This window comes from Streptacidiphilus alkalitolerans (genome assembly GCF_042511045.1).
Taxonomy (GTDB): Bacteria; Actinomycetota; Actinomycetes; order Streptomycetales; family Streptomycetaceae; genus Streptacidiphilus; species Streptacidiphilus alkalitolerans.
Genome location: NZ_JBHEZX010000010.1, coordinates 22,490 through 39,892 on the forward strand (window position 1 = coordinate 22,490; position 17,403 = coordinate 39,892).

The window sequence follows — 17,403 nt, forward strand, 5'->3', positions numbered from 1 at the left end:
GCAGGAGAAACCACGTTGAGTGTTGCCGGAAGGTTCCGTCGTCCGACCAGTTGGAGCCGCGTCATATGGGTGCTGCCCTTTCTGGGCATCGCCCTGGTCCTCGCCCTCGACCACTCCAGCGGCAACCCCGATGTGACCTTCGAGCCCGCGCTGACCGCCGGGCCCGCGCTCGCCGCCGTCGTCACCAGCCGGACCTGGTACCCGCTCGCCGTCGGCGCGGTCACCGTGGGGGCCGCCTTCGGCCTCGCCGCCTACGACGACACCCTGGGCGAGTCGGTCCACTCGGCCAGCGTCTTCGCCATCGTCCTGATCACCGTGATCGGCGCGACCAGCGTGCTGCTGCGCAACCGGCAGCAGAAGGCCCTCGCCGACGCCCGGCTGGTGTCCGAGGTGGCCCAGCGGGTGCTGCTGCGCTCGATCCCGGCCAGGATCGGCCCGGTGCGCACGGCGGTGCACTACGCCGCCGCGGCGGCGCACGCCAGGATCGGCGGCGACCTCTACGAGGTGGTGCAGACCCGCTACGGCGTCCGCGCGGTGATCGGCGATGTGCGCGGCAAGGGCCTCGGCGCGGTGGAGACGGCCGCCGCGGTCCTCGGCGCCTTCCGCGAGGCCGCGCACCAGGAGCCGCAGCTGGACCGGGTGGCCGGCTGGCTCGCCGACAGCCTGCACCGGGCCCTGCACGAGAACGACCACGAGGGCACCGAGGAGGAGTTCGTCACCCTGGCCCTGGTCAGCGTTCGTCCGGACCGGGTGGCGGAGATCGTCAACTGCGGCCACCCGTCCCCGCTGCTGCTGCGCGGCGGCCGGCCGGTCCAGGCGCTGGACCCGGCCTGGCCGGTGCCCCCGCTCGGGGTGCTCGAACCGGACGAGGTCGCCCCGCCGGTGCTGGAACTGCCGCTGCAGGACGGCGACCGGATGCTGCTGTTCACCGACGGGGTGATCGAGGCCCGCGACCGCTGGGGCGGCTTCTACCCGCTGGCCGAGCGCCTTCCCGACTGCGCCACCAGCGACGATCCGGCCCAACTGCTGGACCGGCTGCACCAGGACGTGCGCCGCCATGTCGGCCGCCAGCTCGGCGACGACGCCGCGATGCTGCTGCTGCAGTACGCGCCGCTGCTGCCGCGCCCTGCCGGGGAGGCGGCGGACTGCCCGGCGGGTCTAGGCCCCCCGCCGTCGGTGCCGTTCCGCAACGGCGACGGGCGGTTCGGCTTCATCGGCCACCCCCGCCGCAGCCCGATCGGCCGACCGCACTGACGCCGCGTCACCCGCTGGAGCGTCAGAGGTCCACCTCGACCACCAGCGGACGGTGGTCGGACACCCCCAGCACCGGGGTCCCGGTGCCGAGCACCGCGCTGCGCGGCACACCGACCGCCAGCACATGGTCGAACTGCACCGAGGGGCGGTGCGCGGGATAGGTGGGGGTCCTGGCCAGATCCCGCCAGCCCTGCAGCAGCGCCCGCTGCGGCAGCTGGGCCCGCTGGGCCGCCGGGCGGGGCCGCAGGTGCACGCCCCGGCGCGCCCGCAGCCTGCGCCGCTCGCGCCGGGCCTCACGCGCCTCCCGTCCGTGCGGGATCCCGCGCCAGCGCTCCGGGCCCAGCCCGTCCACCAGCGCGGCTCCGCCGAGGACGGTCCGCGGCACCGGGCCGATCAGATTGAAGTCCCCGAGCAGCAGGTACGGGGCGGGCAGGTCGGCGATCCAGCGGCGGATCCCGGCCAGCTGGCCCATGTTCCAGCCGGGCACGAACGACAGGTGCGCCGCGACCACGGTGAACGGGCCGCTGGGGCCCTCCAGCACGGCGGCGACCGCGGCTCTGGGCTCGTCCGGTACGGGGGTGAGCCCGCGCCGTCCGGCGACCTTCAGCGGCAGTCCGAACGGCGCCGGCGCGAACCGCCGGGTGCGCCACTGCCGCACCGGCAGCCGGGTGATCAGTGCGGTGCCGTAGGAGGGCAGTTCGGCCCGGGTGCCGATCTCGTCCGGGCCGTACACCTGGAAGCCGGGGACGCCGGGCTCGGGGATCCAGCCCGCGCCGGGGGCGGGCCGGCCGTGCAGGGCGGCGGCGAAGCGCCAGTCGTCGGCCCCGAGCGCCTTGGCGGCGACCGCGGTCTGGTCGACCAGGCCGGAACGCTCCTGGTAGCGGTCGACCTCCTGCATCGCCAGGACGTCCGCGTCGAGTGCGGCGACCGCCTCGGCGAGCGGGGCGGCCGGGTCGGCGGGGTAGGGGAGCGGACTGCCGTCCGGGCCGAGCGGCTGCCCGTGCAGCAGGTTGAAGGTCGCGATGCGGAGTTGGCTCACCCCCCGAACCTATAGCGCCGGGATGAACGGGCAGTACCGGGGAAAGCCGAGCTTGAAGAGCCCTTGCATACCGGGTATACATACTCAGTATGTCTATCCGTCACGGGCTGCTGGCGCTGCTCGAACAGGGGCCGCGCTACGGCTACCAGCTGCGGTCCGAGTTCGAGGCCCGCACCGGCGCGACCTGGCCGCTGAACGTCGGCCAGGTGTACACCACGCTCGGTCGGCTGGAACGGGACGGCCTGGTCAAGCCGCACGGCGAGGACGCCGAGGGCCATGTCTTCTACGCCCTCACCGACGCCGGGCGGATCGAGCTGCGGGAATGGTTCGACACCCCGGTGGACCGGAAGAGCCCGCCGCGGGACGAGCTCGCGATCAAGCTCGCCATGGCCGTGACCGTGGGCGCCCTGGAGGACTCCCAGGTGGACGTCGCCGCGGTGATCCAGGCCCAGCGGGCGCACACCATGGCCGCGCTCCAGGGCTGCACCCGGCTCAAGGCCAGGGCCCTCGCGGCGGTGGAGGGGCCGGCCGCGGAGAGCCACGACCTGGCCTGGCTGCTGGTCCTGGACCAGCTGATCTTCCAGGCCGAGGCCGAGATCCACTGGTTGAACAACTGCGAGACCCGCCTGATCAGGCATGCCGCAAGACCCGCCGCGAAGGCGGCCGTACGAGGGGAGCAGCAGTGATGAGCAGCACAGAGGAGCAGCGGACGGAGGCCGCCGACCGGGCGATCCTGCGTCTGCGGGGGGTGTCCCGGGTGCACGGCCAGGGCGCCGCCCAGGTGCACGCGCTGAGCGGGGTCGACCTGGCGGTACTGCCGGGCGAGTTCGTCGCGGTGATGGGCCCCAGCGGCTCCGGCAAGTCCACGCTGCTCACCCTGGCCGGCGGTCTGGACGGGGTCAGCTCGGGCCAGGTGCTGGTCGAGGGCCAGGAGCTGGGCGCGCTCTCACGGAAGAGCCTGGCCGCGGTGCGCCGGCGTTCGATCGGCTATGTGTTCCAGGACTTCAACCTGATCCCGGCACTGACGGCGGCGGAGAACGTCTCCCTGCCGCGCGAGCTGGACGGACTGCCGGCCCGCAAGGCCCGGGTCGAGGCGCTCGCCGCCCTCGCCGAGATCGGCATAGCCGACCTCGCCGACCGCTTCCCCGACGAGATGTCCGGCGGCCAGCAGCAGCGGGTGGCGATCGCCCGCGCGCTGATCGGCGACCGCAGGCTGGTCCTCGCCGACGAACCCACCGGCGCGCTGGACTCCAGCACCGGCGAGGCCGTGCTCGCGGTGCTGCGCGCCCGCTGCGACGCCGGAGCCGCGGCCGTGATGGTCACCCATGAGGCGGGCCACGCCGGCTGGGCCGACCGCGTGGTGTTCCTGCGCGACGGCAAGCTGGTGGACGAGACCGGACCGGCCCCGGTCGGGGCCCTGCTCGGCGGCCGGGGTGACACCCTGTGAGGCTCGCCGCCTGGCGGGTGGCCCTGCGTATCGCCCGCCGCGACGCGCTGCGCGCCAAGGGGCGCAGCGCCCTGGTCATCGCCATGATCGCGGTCCCGGTGCTCGGGGTCGCCACCGCCGACATCACCTACCGCAGCGCCGAGCTGAGCGCCCAGCAGTCCGCCGACCGGCGGATGGGCGCGTCCGTCGCGTACGTCAGCGCCAACGAGGTCGGCGTCCCGCTGCTGCAGGGCCCGGACCCGGACCAGGGCACCTCCCAGGACGACCAGAAGCTGACCGCGGAGCAGAAGGCGCGGACCCGGCAGCCGGTCGACCAGCTGCTCAGGCAGGCGCTGCCGCCCGGTGCCGGCACCGTCGTGTTCGACCAGGGCAGCTTCACCCGGGTCAGCACCAAGTACGGGGTGACCGACGCCGAGGTGTCCGGCCTCGACCTGTCCGACCCGGTGTTCCGGGGCATGGTGACGCTCCGTCAGGGAACGCTGCCGAACGCTCCCTTCCAGGTCGCGGCGACCTCGGCGTTCCTCTCCGACAGCGGTCTGCGCCTGGGCAGCACCACCACCGTGTCCGGCTCCACCCAGCCGCTGACGATCACCGCCGCGATCGAGTTCCCCGACGACCTCAGGAGCGACCGCCTGGTCGGACGGCCGCAGGACCTGGCCTCGGTGCTGCCCAAGCAGTCCACGGACCACAACTACAGCGGGGACTGGCTGGTCACCCTCCCCGGCGGGGCGGCCTTCAGCTGGGCCGACGTCCAGCGGACCAACCTGTTCGGCTTCAGCGTCGCCTCCCGCGCGGTGCTCGCCGACCCGCCGCCGGACAGCGAGGTCCCCTACTACGCCAATGGGAACGGGGGCGGGGGCGGCGGCCTCAACTCCGAGGCGGTGACCGTGGTGGCCACCGTGGTCGGGATGGCGCTGCTGGAGATCGTGCTGCTGGCGGGACCCGCCTTCGCGGTCGGGGCGCGGCGCTCCCGGCGCCAGCTCGGGCTGCTCGCGGCGGCCGGCGGCAACCGCTCCCACATCCGCAACGTGGTCCTCGGCGGCGGTGTGGTGCTGGGCGCCACCGGGGCGCTGATCGGCATCGTGGTGGCGGCGGCGGCCGTCGCCATCGGCCGCGGCGCCCTGGAGGACCTGGTCGGCAAGCGCTTCGGGGGGTTCACCCTGCAACCGCTCGACCTGGTCGGGATCGTGGCCGTGGGCCTGGTCACCGGGCTGCTCGCGGCGGTCGTCCCGGCGGTGCAGGCGTCCCGGCAGAACGTGCTGGCGTCGCTGACCGGCCGCGGCGACGTCAGGGCGCCGTCCAAGAAGCTCACCGTGATCGGCGCGCTGGTGGTCGTCCTGGGCACCGCGCTGGCGCTGCTCGGCGCGAGCGTCGGCGGCCAGACCGCCGCCATCATGGGCGGCTCGATGATCGCCGAACTCGGCCTGGTCGCCTGCATCCCGTTCCTGGTCGGGCTGTTCGGCCGGTTGAGCCGCTGGCTGCCGCTCGGCCCGCGGCTGGCGCTGCGGGACTCCACCCGGCACCGGGGGCGTACCGCGCCCGCTGTCGCCGCGGTGATGGCGGCGGTCGCCGGGGCGATCGCGGTGACCGCCTACCAGGGCAGCTCGGACGTCGAGTACCGGGCCGAGTACCAGGCGTCGGCCCCGCGCAACGCGGTCGTGCTGCAGCCGGAGTCCACGAACGGTGTGGTTTCCGGCACCGCCGACCGGACCGGCGCCCTGGCGCGGCAGAGCGCCGCGGTGGAGCAGAGCATCGCCGGGCTCGGCCCGCGCGGTGACGTCTACGCGGTGGGCGTCTCCGGCGCGGACTGCCTGGGCGACCACGACTGCGGCTATGTCGGGACGGTGCTCCCGGCCGACCGGGTCTGCCCGATCGACGCCCTGGACGCCAAGGGCAGTCCCGCGAAGACGTACAGCTCCGCCGAGATCAGGGCCATGGTCAAGGACGACCCCCGCTGCCGGCAGAACCGGTACGCGGTCTCCTACTCGTACTTCGGCTCCGTCGCCGCCGGTGACGCCACGGTGCTGCGCAACCTGGGCGGGAGCAGCGACCCGGCCGCCGTCGCGGCCCTCGCGGCAGGCAAGGTCCTGGTGGCCGACCCGCGCTACGTCGAGAACGGCAAGGTGGCGCTCAGCGTCGAGGTCACCGGCAACTCCCCGGCCTCCGGGGGCGCCGGGACCGACAGCAGCAGGACGATCAACGCCCCGGCGGTGTCCTACCACGCCGTGGCGGGGTCGCCCGGCGCCCTGATGAGCCCGGCCACCGCCCGGGCGCTGGGGCTGACGGCGGCGCCGGCCGGATCGGTCTGGCTGCCGGACCGGGCCACGGACTCCGCCGCCCAGCAGCGGGCCTCCGCGGCCGTGACCCGGATCGGCGACGCCACGGTGAACGTGGAGCGCGGCTACCAGGGCACCAACAGCGCGATCGCGATCATCCTCGCCCTGGTCGCCTCGGTGGTCGCGGTGGCGGCGGCCGGCATCGCCACCGGACTGGCGGCGGCGGACTCCCAGGCCGACCTGGCCACCCTGGCCGCGGTGGGGGCGGCGCCCAAGATCCGGCGCACCCTCTCCGGGTTCCAGTGCGCGGTGATCGCCACCATGGGGGCGATCCTGGGCGCGGCGGCGGGACTGGTGCCGGCCGCGGCGCTGTGGGGCGTCCACGCCTCCACCATGGCCACCACCTACTCGGCCTCGGACGGCAGCGTCTCCATCGGGGCGCCGACCACCCCGCTGGACGTGCCCTGGGGCACCATGGCGCTGGTCGTGGTCGGGCTGCCGCTGATGGCCTGGCTGCTGGCGGCAGGTTTCACCCGCTCCCGGGTGGTGCTGACCCGCCGTACCGGCTGAACGCCCTGAACCGGGTCCCTCCGGCCGGGGGGCCGGAGGGACCCGGTTCAGGTTCGAACTAGAGTCGTCACCATGACGACTTCCCCGGACAGCGCGGTCCGCGAGTTCATCGCCGAACACCGCCCTGCCTTCCTCGACGAGCTCGCGGACTGGCTTCGCATCCCTTCGGTCTCCGCCGACCCCGGTCGGGCGGGGGAGGTGCGCCGCTCCGCCGAGTGGCTCGCCGACAAGCTGCGGGCGACCGGCTTCCCGGTCGCCGAGGTGTGGGAGACCGCGAACGGCGGCCTGCCCGCCGTCTTCGCCGAGTGGCCCTCGGGCGACCCCGCCGCGCCGACCGTACTGGTGTACGGCCACCACGACGTCCAGCCCGCCGCCCGCGAGGACGGCTGGGCCACCGACCCGTTCGAGCCGGTGGTGACCGGCGGCCGGATGTACGCGCGCGGCGCGGCCGACGACAAGGGCCAGGTCTTCTTCCACACCCTGGGTGTCCGGGCCCATCTGGCCGCGACCGGCCGCAGTGCGCCCGCCGTCAACCTCAAGCTGCTGATCGAGGGCGAGGAGGAGTCCGGTTCGCCGAACTTCGGCGCGCTGATCCGCGAGCACGCCGACCGGCTGGCCGCGGATGTGGTGATGATCTCGGACACCGGCATGTGGGCCGAGCAGACCCCGACCGTCTGCACCGGTATGCGCGGCATGGTGGAGCTGCAGATCGACCTGACCGGGCCCGCGCAGGACATCCACTCCGGCTCCTTCGGCGGCGCGGTGCCCAACCCGGCCACCGAGGCGGCCCGGCTGGTGGCGCAGCTGCACGACGCCGACCGGCGGGTGGCGGTCCCCGGCTTCTACGACGGAGTGGTCGAACTCACCGAGCGGGAGCGGGAGCTGTTCGCCGAGCTGCCCTTCGACGAGGCCGAGTGGCTGGGCGTGGCCAAGTCCGGGGCCACCCTGGGCGAGCAGGGCTTCAGCACCCTGGAGCGGATCTGGGCCAGGCCGACCGCCGAGGTCAACGGCATCTGGGGCGGCTACACCGGGCCCGGCGGCAAGACCATCGTGCCGTCCTCGGCGCACCTCAAGCTGTCCTTCCGGCTGGTGGCGGGCCAGGACGTGGACAAGGTCCGCCAGGCGGTGACCGACTGGGTGGCCTCGGTGCTCCCGGCCGGGATCGGCCACCGGATCACCTTCACCGGCACCACCCGGCCCTGCCTGACCCCGCTGGACCACCCGGCGCTGCGGTCGGTGGTCCGCTCGATGGGCCGGGCGTTCGAACAGAAGATCCTCTTCACCCGCGAGGGCGGGTCGGGGCCCGCGGCGGATCTGCAGGACGTGCTGGGTGCGCCGGTGCTCTTCCTGGGTATCTCGGTTCCGTCGGACGGCTGGCACTCGGTGAACGAGAAGGTCGAACTCGACCTGCTGGCCAAGGGCGTGGAGACCTCGGCCTACCTCTGGGGCGACCTGGCCGAGAACTGGAACAACGGGGAGTTGGGTAGCGCGTGACCGTGCAGTCTCAGCAGTCGCAGGAACCCGCCGTGCCGTACCCGCCGCTCGCGCTGTCCCGCGCGGGTGTGGACCGGGCGGCGGAGCACCGGCAGGACGAACCCTGGCTGGCCGCCGCCTGGAGCCACCCGGACACCCGGGTGCTGGCGGTGGCCGAGGGCCAGGCCTTCGTGGTGGACACCGCCGCGGGCAGCGAACTGGTGCTGCTGGCCAGCTTCGAGGCGCCGGAGGGCGGCGAGCGCTACTTCCTCGGCACCGGCGAGGACGGGGTCGCGTACTTCGCGCTGGCGCTGCCCTCGCTGCCGGGTCGGCTGGACGGGGAGGCCCGTCCGGCCGGGCTGCGCGAGGTCGGCGCACTGCTCCAGGACCGGGACGCGGGGCTGCTGGTGCACGCGGTGGCCCTGGAGAACTGGCACCGCTCGCACCGCTTCTGCTCGCGCTGCGGGCACCCCACCGTCCCGGCCGCGGCGGGCCACGTCCGGCGCTGCACCTCCTGCGCGCACGAGCACTACCCGCGGACCGACGCCGCGGTGATCATGATGGTCACCGACGAGCAGGACCGGGCGCTGCTGGGCCGTCAGGCGCTGTGGCCGGAGGGGCGCTACTCGACCCTGGCCGGGTTCGTCGAGCCGGGGGAGTCGCTGGAGCAGGCGGTGGCCCGTGAGGTCGCCGAGGAGGCCGGCGTCGTGGTCGACCTGGCCACGGTCGAGTACGTCGCCAGCCAGCCCTGGCCGTTCCCGTCCAGCCTGATGCTGGGCTTCACGGCCCGGGCCGACCGGCGTGCGGGCGCGACCGAGATCACCGTCGACGGCGAGGAGCTCTCCGAGGCCCGCTGGTTCAGCCGCGAGGAGCTGCGGGCCGGGATGGAGAGCGGCGAGGTGCTGCCGCCCTCCGGGATCTCCATCGCCCGCCGACTGGTCGAACTCTGGTACGGCGGCCCGCTGCCGGAGTCCGCCCGCTGGTAGTCGTCGTACGGCACGGCCGTACGACTGGTGGTGCGGGAGCGCGTCGCGCGCCCCCTGTGTGCTTCAGGCGCCGTGTTCACCCGAAGGGCGGACACGGCGTCGGCGTGTCCCGACCTCCACCGGCTCGGCCGCCGCCAGCTCCTGCTCCTCGGCGGTGCCGCTCCAGCGCGGGTCGGGCGCGGTCGGCTGGAGGGTCAGCACACAGGTCACCGTCTTCCCGGTGAGCCGGACCACCACCTCCCAGCTGTCGGCGAGCAGCTCGACGATGGCCAGGCCGCGTCCGCCCTGGGCGTCCGCCCCGGCCTCCTTCGGCACGGGCAGCGAGGTGCCCTCGTCGGTGACCGCGATCCGCAGGCTCCGGCCGGTCAGGGCCAGGGTCAGGTCGACCGGCCCGCGGCCGTACAGCAGGGCGTTGGTGACCAGCTCGGAGACCAGCATCTCCGCACTGTCGATGAGGTCGGGCGCGCCCCAGGCCGCCAGCGCGGTCCTGGTGATCCGCCGGGCGTGGCGGACGTTCTGCGGGTCCGGGGGGAAGGAGGCGATCGCGGCCCAGGCTCTCCGGTTGTTCATCGTGGCTGCTCCGGCCGTGCGAGATGGCTGACGTACGGGTCTACCGCTGCGGCCGCCTCCGGGGCGACGGCAACGGCATTGCTGCATTCAGGGCATGGAAAGCGTTAGCACGCAAGTGGTTGGAATAGTTGGGATTGCTCCAATCTTGACTTATGTTGGCTGGTTTCTCGGATGCCGCGCAAGTGAAATGGCTACATTCACCTGGTGAACATTTCTCGTGGCCCGGGTCAGGCCCCCAAATACCAGCGACTGGCCGCGGATCTTCGTCGTCGGATCATGGCAGGTGAATGGCAGGCTGGCGAGGCCCTGCCGGTCGAGAGCGAGCTGGAAAGCCAATACGGTGTCGCTCGTAATACTGTCCGACTTGCGGTCGATGTGCTGGTCAATGAGGGGCTTCTGGTCCGGGTCCAGGGCAAGGGGACCTATCTCAAGGACCACCCGGTCCTGGACCACCACGCCTACCTGTCCCCGGCGGCCGGCGCCGCGGCGACACCGCTCACCCCTCCGTCGCTCTCGTACGCCCGGGAAGCGGAACGGGCGGGCCGGAAGCTCACCGCGGACTTCCAGATGCTGATCGTACGAGCGACCACCGACATCACCGACCGGCTGCGCATCGCCGCAGGTGAGGCCGTTGTGCTGCGTCGGGTGCTGCGGCACATGGACGGCGAGCCCTGGTCCATCGAGGAGAGCCACTACCCGGTGGCGCTGGCGGCCAGCACCGCGCTGATGGACCCCGACCCGGTGGCCGGCGGCGACGAGGTCGCGCTCGGGGCGGCCGGGCACGTGGAGATCGGCTGCGTGGACGAGCTGGCCGCGCGGATGCCGAACCCCGAGGAGGCGCAGTGGTTCCAGGCCGGGCCGGGTGTCCCGCTGCTGGTCCAGCTGCGCACCGGATTCACCGGGAAAGGCCCGATCCGGGTCACCGAGACCCGCTACTGCGCGGACCGCAATCGACTGGTCTACAGCCTCGGTGAACGGAAGGAATGAATTCCTGACAGAAAATGCCCCCATCGGAACGAATGTGTCCGTGGGGGCATTTCATTTGCTTCGGGTGCCGTACGTCAGACGCCGGCGGCCTTCTTCACCTGGGCCAGGCTCGGGTTGGTCATCACGACCTGCTCGCCGCCCTCGGGGACCACCAGCACCGTCGGCACCACCTGGTTGCCGCCGTTGACCTTCTCGACGAACGCGGCCGACGCCGGGTCCTCCTCGATGTTGACCTCGGCGTAGCCGATCCCCTCGCGGTCCAGCTGGGACTTCAGCCGACGGCAGTAACCGCACCAGGTGGTGCTGTACATCGTGATCGTGGCGGGCATCGAGGATCTCTCCTTGGGTCGGTCCGGTCCGGTGGGCACTGCTGCAACGCCTGGCCGTGCCACGGAATTCCGTAGGCGTACGGGCAGCGGGCGGGAGGCGCACGAGAGGTATATCTACACACCGGAGCTGTGGACAACGGTGCCGGGCCGGCGGCCGGGCTTGAGAGGATGGGCCCATGCAGGCTCAGCTCCCGGGCGCCCAGCCCCTCCCCAGCGACGTCACCCGCCACGGCGACGCCGACGCCGTGCTCGCCGGTCTGGACCCGGAGCAGCGCGCCGTCGCCACCGCCCTCAGCGGCCCCGTCTGCGTCCTCGCGGGCGCGGGGACCGGCAAGACCAGGGCCATCACCCACCGGATCGCCTACGGCGTCCGCAGCGGCGTGATGCAGCCGCAGCGGGTGCTCGCGGTCACCTTCACCGCCCGGGCGGCCGGGGAGATGCGCGGGCGGCTGCGCCAGCTCGGCGCCGAGGGGGTCCAGGCCAGGACCTTCCACTCGGCGGCGCTGCGCCAGCTCCAGTACTTCTGGCCGCGGGTGGTCGGCGGCGAGCTGCCGCGGCTGGTGGAGCGCAAGATCCAGCTGGTGGCCGAGGCCGCCGCCCGCTGCCGGCTCCGGGTGGAGCGCACCGAACTGCGGGACCTCACCGGCGAGATCGAGTGGGCCAAGGTCACCCAGACCGTCCCCGAGGACTACCCCGCCGCGGTCCGCAAGGCCGGCCGCGAGGCCCCGCGGGATCCGGCCGAGATCCGCCAGGTCTACAAGGTCTACGAGGAGCTCAAGCGCGACCGCGGGGTGATCGACTTCGAGGACGTGCTGCTGCTCGCGGTGGGCGTGCTGGAGGACCGGGCCGAGGTCGCCGACCAGGTCAGGGCCCAGTACCAGCACTTCGTGGTGGACGAGTACCAGGACGTCTCGCCGCTGCAGCAGCGGCTGCTCGACCTCTGGCTCGGCCCGCGCTCCAGCCTCTGCGTGGTCGGCGACGCCAGCCAGACCATCTACTCCTTCACCGGGGCCACCCCCTCCTACCTGCTGGACTTCCGGCTGAAGCACCCGGACGCCACGGTGGTGAAGCTGGTCCGCGACTACCGCTCCACCCCGCAGGTGGTGCACCTCGCCAACGGCCTGCTGGCCCAGGCCCGCGGCCAGGCCGCACAGCACCGGCTGGAACTGGTCTCCCAGCGCGAGCCGGGCCCCGACCCGGCCTACACCGAGTACCAGGACGAGCCGACCGAGGCCGAGGGCACCGCCAAGCGGATCCAGGCGCTGCTCTCCTCCGGCGTCCGGGCCAGCGAGATCGCGGTGCTGTTCCGCACCAACGGCCAGTCCGCGGTCTACGAGCAGGCCCTGGCCGACCTCGGCATCGCCTACCAGCTGAAGGGCGCCGAGCGCTTCTTCGAGCGCCGCGAGGTCGGCAACGCGGTGACCCTGCTGCGCGGCGCGGCCCGCGGCAGCAGCGACCCGATGCTGGACCAGGCGCCGGAGGGCCTGGCCGGACAGGTCCGCGCGGTGCTGTCGACCGAGGGCTTCAGCGTCCAGCCGCCGGCCGGCGGCGGCGCGGTCCGCGAACGCTGGGAGTCGCTGGCGGCGCTGGTCCGGCTGGCCGAGGAGTTCGAGGCCGGGCAGCGGGCCGCCGGGCTGCCGGCCGGCCTCGCCGCCTATGTCGCCGAGCTCGGCGCCCGCGCCGCCGCCCAGCACGCCCCGGTGGTCGAGGGGGTCACCCTCGCCTCACTGCACTCCGCCAAGGGCCTGGAGTGGGACGCGGTCTTCCTGGTCGGCCTCACCGAGGGGATGCTGCCGATCACCTATGCCAAGACCGACGAGCAGATCGAGGAGGAGCGCCGGCTGCTCTACGTCGGGGTGACCCGGGCCCGGGCCTGGCTGACCCTGTCCTGGGCGCTCTCCCGCTCTCCCGGCGGCCGGGCGTCCCGCCGGCCCTCCCGCTTCCTGGACGGGCTGCGCCCGGGCTCCTCGACGCCGGGACGCGGGGTCGGCGGCGGCAGCCGGAGCACCGGAGCCGGAGCCGGGTCCGCAGTGGGCGGCCGGAGCCGGGCCAAGGCGCCGCTGAAGTGCCGGGTCTGCGACCGGGTGCTCACCGAGGCGGTGGAGCGCAAGCTGCGCCGCTGCGAGAGCTGCCCCTCGCACATGGACGAGGGCCTCTACGAGCGGCTCCGGGACTGGCGCGGCGGCCAGGCCAAGGCGCAGAGCCTGCCGGCCTACTGCGTCTTCACCGACGCCACCCTGGTCGCCATCGCCGAGGACGCCCCCGGTTCGGTCGCCGAACTGGCTGGAATCGCCGGAGTCGGCCGGGCGAAGCTGGACAAGTACGGGAGCGCCGTGCTGTCGTTGTGTCGTGGTGAGTCTCCTGCCGACTCCGATCCGGGCGAATCGGACGACATTCCGGACGACTGGGACGAGCACGGCGTTCCTGAGAACTCATTGGAAAAATAGTTTGCGCCCGCAGCGGGCGGCACACTAGCGTGCCGGAGACGGTCAAGGAAACGAGGCCGTCGCCGCCCCACCAGCACCACCAGTCACACCCGCACCACCAAGACAACTGACCATTGAGGCTCCCGGTTCGCCGGGTTCCGAGCACGCCGAGAGGAGGCGGACATTGTGAAGACAACCCTGATCAAAACGACTGGTCGGCCCATGACCGCCGCCTGCTTCGGCATGCCCGCCGCCGCTCTGTCCTTTGTCGCCCCCGCCATCCCCGGTTTCGGTGGCCTCGAAGGCAGCGATCTGTCCGCCCTGTGGACGATCACGCGAGGTGCCGGCATCCCGAGCGACCCGTCGGCACTCGTAGCAGCAGTCGGAGCCAATCGTGGCTACGTCTATGCAGCGGGTGCCGGAAACCACCAGCAGGTCCTGGCGCAGAACAGCAAGAAGTCGCAGCACCACGCAGAGCGGACCTTCCGCGGTCCTGAACCCTGGAGAGAACGAACCTGACCACGCGTCAGATCGCCTCCAGGGCCGCGGATCCCGTTCAGGGAATCGCGGCCCTTCTGTTTTGCCCAGCAGCCACGCGCAGCCAGTCCACGACCAGCAGGACCCCAGAGAGAGCACGAGGACAACGTGTCATCGGTGACCGCCCCGCCCAGCCCGACCGCCCCGCCCGCCCCACCCACCGAGCAGGCCCACCCCCCGGAGGTATCCCTTATGCAGATCACCGCGTACGACGACGCCGAGACCCTCGGCGCACCCATCCCCTGTCGTGCCCTCGACCCCGAGGTCTTCTTCGCCGAGACCCCGGCCGACGTCGAGTACGCGAAGTCCCTCTGCGGGACCTGCCCGGTCAAGGAGTCCTGCCTGCAGGGCGCGCTCGAGCGCCGGGAGCCCTGGGGCGTCTGGGGCGGGGAGCTCTTCGTCCAGGGTGTCGTTGTCGCCCGGAAGCGGCCCCGTGGCCGTCCGCGCAAGAACGAGGTCGTCGCATGACCGCCAGGCACAGCCCGGCGAACGCTCTCCTCCGGTCCGTGCGGGAAGCCGCAGCCGAGACCGACCGGGCCGCGAACGCAGCCTTCCATCCGTCCATCGATCCCTCGTCCGACAAGCAGGCCCTGATGTCCCTCACCACCAGCACCCCCGAAACCAGCCGCGGTACCGAAGCCGCGAGCAACCCCAGTAGGAGCCTCCACATGCAACTCATGCCCGAAGCCCTGGCCCGTGTCCATATGCAAGAACGCCTGCAGGAGGCGGAGCACGAACGGCTCATCCGTGCGCTCCGGCTCAAGAGCAAGGCCGAGCGAATGACCCTGCGCGCGCGCAAGGCGCTCGCCACCGTGGTCATGCAGTAACGAACACGTACACACATCACATCTGAGCAGGCCCGGAACCGTCACGGTTCCGGGCCTGCGGGCTGTCCGCAGGGGTCAGGCCCCGACCCAGTCCTCGGACTCGGCGAAGCCGGGCAGCCACTCCAGCAGTTCCGCGCGCAGCTGGGCGTTGGCGTCCAGCTGGCAGAGCACGCCGATGGTGCTCAGCGTCACCCGGTGTATCAGCAGGTACGACGGGGGCAGGTTCAGCTGGCGCCCCAGCGCGTACGCGGGGGAGCGGGGGTCGCCGACCCGGGCCGCCTGGGCCCGCATCCAGCTCCTGGTGAAGTGGAAGTCGTCGACCGCGGCGGGCTCGATGATCGGCAGCAGGTAGTCCAGCACCGCCGCCGGGTCCAGGGAGATCCCCGGCTTGACGAAGCCCTCCTGCCGGAGCATGTCCAGCACCCCGGCGGCGTCGTCGGACAGGGCCATCCGCAGCGCGGTCCCTATCGGCAGCGGCAGCCCCTCCGGTAGCCGGTCGACCGTGCCGAAGTCCAGCACGCCGAGCCGCCAGCCCTCGGCCGGGCCCTCGTCGACCAGCAGCCGGAAGTTCCCCGGGTGCGGGTCGGCGTGCAGCAGGCCGGTCCTGGCCGGTCCGGCGAAGAGGAAGCGGGCCAGCAGCTGCCCGGCCCGGTCCCGCTGCTCCCTGGTGCCTTCGCTGATCACCTCGGACAGCGGGATGCCCTCCATCCACTCGGTGACCAGCACTTGGTCGCCCTGGGCCACCACCCGCGGGACCGAGATGTCCCAGTCGTCGGCGAACTCCTCGGCGTGGACCCGCTGGGCCTGTGCTTCCAGGGCGTAGTCCAGCTCCTCGGTGACCCGGTTCCGCAGCTCGTTGATCAGCGGTTTCACATCGAGCCCGGGGATCAGCGGGCCGATCAGCCGGGCCACCCGGCCGAGCTGGGTCAGGTCCGAGAGCAGCGCGGCCCCCGCGCCCGGGTACTGCACCTTGACCGCGACCGTCCGCCCGTCGTGCCAGACCGCGCGGTGCACCTGGCCGATCGAGGCCGCCGCGGCCGGCTTGTCCTCGAACTCCTGGAAGAGGTCGCGCCAGTCCGAGCCGAGCCGTTCCGCGAGCGCGGCGTGCACCGAGGCGGCCGGCATCGGCGGCGCGGCCTCCTGGAGCTTGGTCAGCGCGGCCCGGTAGGGGCCGGCCACCTCCTCCGGCAGGGCGGCCTCGAACACCGACAGGGCCTGGCCGAATTTCATCGCCCCGCCCTTGAGCGAGCCGAGGGTGGCGAACAGCTGGTCGGCGGTGCGCTGCTGCAGTTCGGCGGTGACCTCCTCGGCCGGTCTTCCACCGAGGCGCTTGCCGAGCCCGAGGGTGGCGCGGCCGGCGAAGCCGAGCGGCAGCGCGGCGAGTTTGGCCGTGCGGACGACGGCCTTGCGCGGAAGATCGCTCACGCTTGCCTCCCAGTCGGTGGATCAAGGGTTGCCATCATTGTCCCCCCAGGGGATTCTCCGCCGGGTCGGGCACCGCCCGGCGCCGGGCTCCAGCAGCAGCCGCAGTCCGGGTGGGCCTCGAGCGGGCGGCGCCGCATCGAGCCGTCCAGCATGGACACCTCGGCCCACCCGCCCAGGCTAGGGGGTGATCCGCCGTCCAGGAACATCAGGCTGTGCAGGGCGGCGAGACCGGCCACGGTGGTGGCCAGAGCGCTGTCGCAGGCGGCGGACCCGGCGCCGCCGCCCGGGCGGCCGGAGCGGCCGGAGCAGTGCTGGGCCAGCAGCCGGGGCCAGGCCGGATCCTCGTCCGCGCGGTGCCGGGAGAGGCAGCCGCCGCAGGCCGAGCGGCCCGGCAGGACGAACGGGCCGACGGTGCCCAGGGTCTCCAGCACCCCGGCGTAGAGGTGCGGGATCCCGGCGTGCAGCAGCTCCCGGCTGAGCCCCGGGTCGGCCAGCAGCCCGGCCGAGTCGCCCCGGGGAGCGATCACCACCAGGTCGGGGGCGTGCTGCCCGGCGGCCCTGTCGTCCGGTCGTCCCGGCGCCGCGCGGCGGACCGCGGCCCTGGCCGCGGCGGCCCGGGGACGGCCGGTGTCGGCGACCAGCAGCCCGCAGGGGGAGGTGTCCTGCTCCAGCACGGTGCCGCTGTCGAGCACCTCGACCCGGCCCACCCCGGAAGCGGCGAGGACGGCGGCCACCGCGGCGCCCACCCGTCCGGCGCCTCTGACCTGGACCCTGGCGCGGCGCCTGGCCAGCAGCAGCGCGGGCGCGCTGCCCGGCTCCGGGCGGGCCAACGACAGCGCGGCCAGATCCGGGCCGAGCCGGGCCAGCTCGGCCGGCGGCAGCTCCAGCAGCGGCCGCCGGGCGGTGGCGTCGTCCAGGGCGCCGACCCGCTCCAGCTCGCCGAGCAGGGCCTCGACCCGCTCGCCGGGGATGCCGAGGCCGGCCGCGGCGGCGGCCAGCGACCCCCGTTCCCTGGTGCCGTCGAGCAGGTCCAGGAAGGCGTCGTCGGCGGGACCGGCGGACTCGACCACGGCCGCGTGCGCCCGCCCGACGCCGAACTGCAGCGTGTGGCGGTCACGCCAGGCCCGGCGCATGGCGGGTTTCAGACAGGGGCGCATGGTTCTCCTTGGTCCGAATCCGGAAGGGGGTCGTGACCGAGCATGCCCCCGTCGTCCCCGACGTGCGGAAAGTTATCCACAGCCTCGGGATGATGGTCGT

At 73.3% G+C, this 17,403-nt stretch carries 16 protein-coding genes; 11 read left to right on the forward strand and 5 right to left on the reverse strand.

All coding sequences use genetic code 11. The annotated features are described in order from the left end of the window. Positions 1-69: 69 nt before the first annotated feature. A complete protein-coding gene (locus ACEZDG_RS22445; RefSeq protein WP_380512404.1) occupies positions 70-1,254 on the forward strand; it encodes a PP2C family protein-serine/threonine phosphatase in 1,185 nt (394 codons plus the stop codon). 22 nt (positions 1,255-1,276) lie between these two features. Here ACEZDG_RS22445 and ACEZDG_RS22450 read toward each other — a convergent pair whose 3' ends face one another. Then, positions 1,277-2,293, reverse strand: coding sequence for an endonuclease/exonuclease/phosphatase family protein (locus ACEZDG_RS22450; RefSeq protein WP_380512405.1), 1,017 nt, complete (start codon positions 2,291-2,293; stop codon positions 1,277-1,279). 89 nt (positions 2,294-2,382) lie between these two features. On the opposite strand from ACEZDG_RS22450, the gene ACEZDG_RS22455 reads away from it, so the two are divergent. From ACEZDG_RS22455 to nudC, 5 genes are all read left to right on the forward strand, one after another. After that, positions 2,383-2,979: a PadR family transcriptional regulator gene (locus ACEZDG_RS22455; RefSeq protein WP_380512407.1), complete on the forward strand. Its 597-nt coding sequence runs from the start codon at positions 2,383-2,385 to the stop codon at positions 2,977-2,979. Continuing rightward, the gene (locus ACEZDG_RS22460) at positions 2,979-3,740 is read left to right on the forward strand and encodes an ABC transporter ATP-binding protein (protein ID WP_380512410.1); all 762 of its coding nucleotides are present in this window, start codon (positions 2,979-2,981) and stop codon (positions 3,738-3,740) included. The genes ACEZDG_RS22455 and ACEZDG_RS22460 overlap by 1 nt, the downstream gene beginning before the upstream one ends. Then, positions 3,737-6,586 carry an FtsX-like permease family protein gene (locus ACEZDG_RS22465; RefSeq protein WP_380512412.1) on the forward strand — a complete coding sequence of 950 codons (2,850 nt, stop codon included), beginning with the start codon at positions 3,737-3,739 and terminating at the stop codon, positions 6,584-6,586. The genes ACEZDG_RS22460 and ACEZDG_RS22465 overlap by 4 nt, the downstream gene beginning before the upstream one ends. Before the next feature lie 72 nt (positions 6,587-6,658). Continuing rightward, a complete protein-coding gene (locus ACEZDG_RS22470; protein ID WP_380512414.1) occupies positions 6,659-8,080 on the forward strand; it encodes a dipeptidase in 1,422 nt (473 codons plus the stop codon). A 2-nt stretch (positions 8,081-8,082) separates the two neighbouring features. Continuing rightward, on the forward strand, positions 8,083-9,045 hold the full coding sequence (gene nudC, locus ACEZDG_RS22475; RefSeq protein ID WP_380512823.1) for an NAD(+) diphosphatase: 963 nt from the start codon (positions 8,083-8,085) through the stop codon (positions 9,043-9,045). 63 nt (positions 9,046-9,108) lie between these two features. On the opposite strand, the gene ACEZDG_RS22480 is transcribed toward nudC, so the two are convergent. After that, on the reverse strand, positions 9,109-9,615 hold the full coding sequence (locus tag ACEZDG_RS22480; RefSeq protein ID WP_380512416.1) for an ATP-binding protein: 507 nt from the start codon (positions 9,613-9,615) through the stop codon (positions 9,109-9,111). Between the two features lie 204 nt (positions 9,616-9,819). Here ACEZDG_RS22480 and ACEZDG_RS22485 point away from each other — a divergent pair, with 204 nt between their 5' ends. Then, positions 9,820-10,602, forward strand: coding sequence for a GntR family transcriptional regulator (locus ACEZDG_RS22485; protein WP_380512418.1), 783 nt, complete (start codon positions 9,820-9,822; stop codon positions 10,600-10,602). Between the two features lie 74 nt (positions 10,603-10,676). Here ACEZDG_RS22485 and ACEZDG_RS22490 read toward each other — a convergent pair whose 3' ends face one another. Then, positions 10,677-10,931 carry a mycoredoxin gene (locus ACEZDG_RS22490; protein WP_380512419.1) on the reverse strand — a complete coding sequence of 85 codons (255 nt, stop codon included), beginning with the start codon at positions 10,929-10,931 and terminating at the stop codon, positions 10,677-10,679. Between the two features lie 176 nt (positions 10,932-11,107). On the opposite strand from ACEZDG_RS22490, the gene ACEZDG_RS22495 reads away from it, so the two are divergent. The 4 genes from ACEZDG_RS22495 (at position 11,108) to ACEZDG_RS22510 (ending at position 14,721) form a co-directional block, all read left to right on the forward strand. Next, a complete protein-coding gene (locus ACEZDG_RS22495) occupies positions 11,108-13,378 on the forward strand; it encodes an ATP-dependent DNA helicase UvrD2 (RefSeq protein ID WP_380512421.1) in 2,271 nt (756 codons plus the stop codon). 165 nt (positions 13,379-13,543) lie between these two features. Beyond that, entirely contained in the window at positions 13,544-13,876 is a 333-nt protein-coding gene (locus ACEZDG_RS22500) for a hypothetical protein (protein ID WP_380512423.1), read from the forward strand. Between the two features lie 135 nt (positions 13,877-14,011). After that, a complete protein-coding gene (locus ACEZDG_RS22505; RefSeq protein WP_380512425.1) occupies positions 14,012-14,362 on the forward strand; it encodes a WhiB family transcriptional regulator in 351 nt (116 codons plus the stop codon). A 38-nt stretch (positions 14,363-14,400) separates the two neighbouring features. Next, the gene (locus ACEZDG_RS22510) at positions 14,401-14,721 is read left to right on the forward strand and encodes a hypothetical protein (protein WP_380512427.1); all 321 of its coding nucleotides are present in this window, start codon (positions 14,401-14,403) and stop codon (positions 14,719-14,721) included. 75 nt (positions 14,722-14,796) lie between these two features. Here ACEZDG_RS22510 and ACEZDG_RS22515 read toward each other — a convergent pair whose 3' ends face one another. Both ACEZDG_RS22515 and ACEZDG_RS22520 read right to left on the reverse strand, forming a co-directional pair. After that, positions 14,797-16,146, reverse strand: coding sequence for an ABC1 kinase family protein (locus tag ACEZDG_RS22515; protein ID WP_380512429.1), 1,350 nt, complete (start codon positions 16,144-16,146; stop codon positions 14,797-14,799). After that, the gene (locus ACEZDG_RS22520) at positions 16,143-17,303 is read right to left on the reverse strand and encodes a ThiF family adenylyltransferase (RefSeq protein ID WP_380512431.1); all 1,161 of its coding nucleotides are present in this window, start codon (positions 17,301-17,303) and stop codon (positions 16,143-16,145) included. The genes ACEZDG_RS22515 and ACEZDG_RS22520 overlap by 4 nt, the downstream gene beginning before the upstream one ends. Positions 17,304-17,403 lie beyond the last annotated feature (100 nt).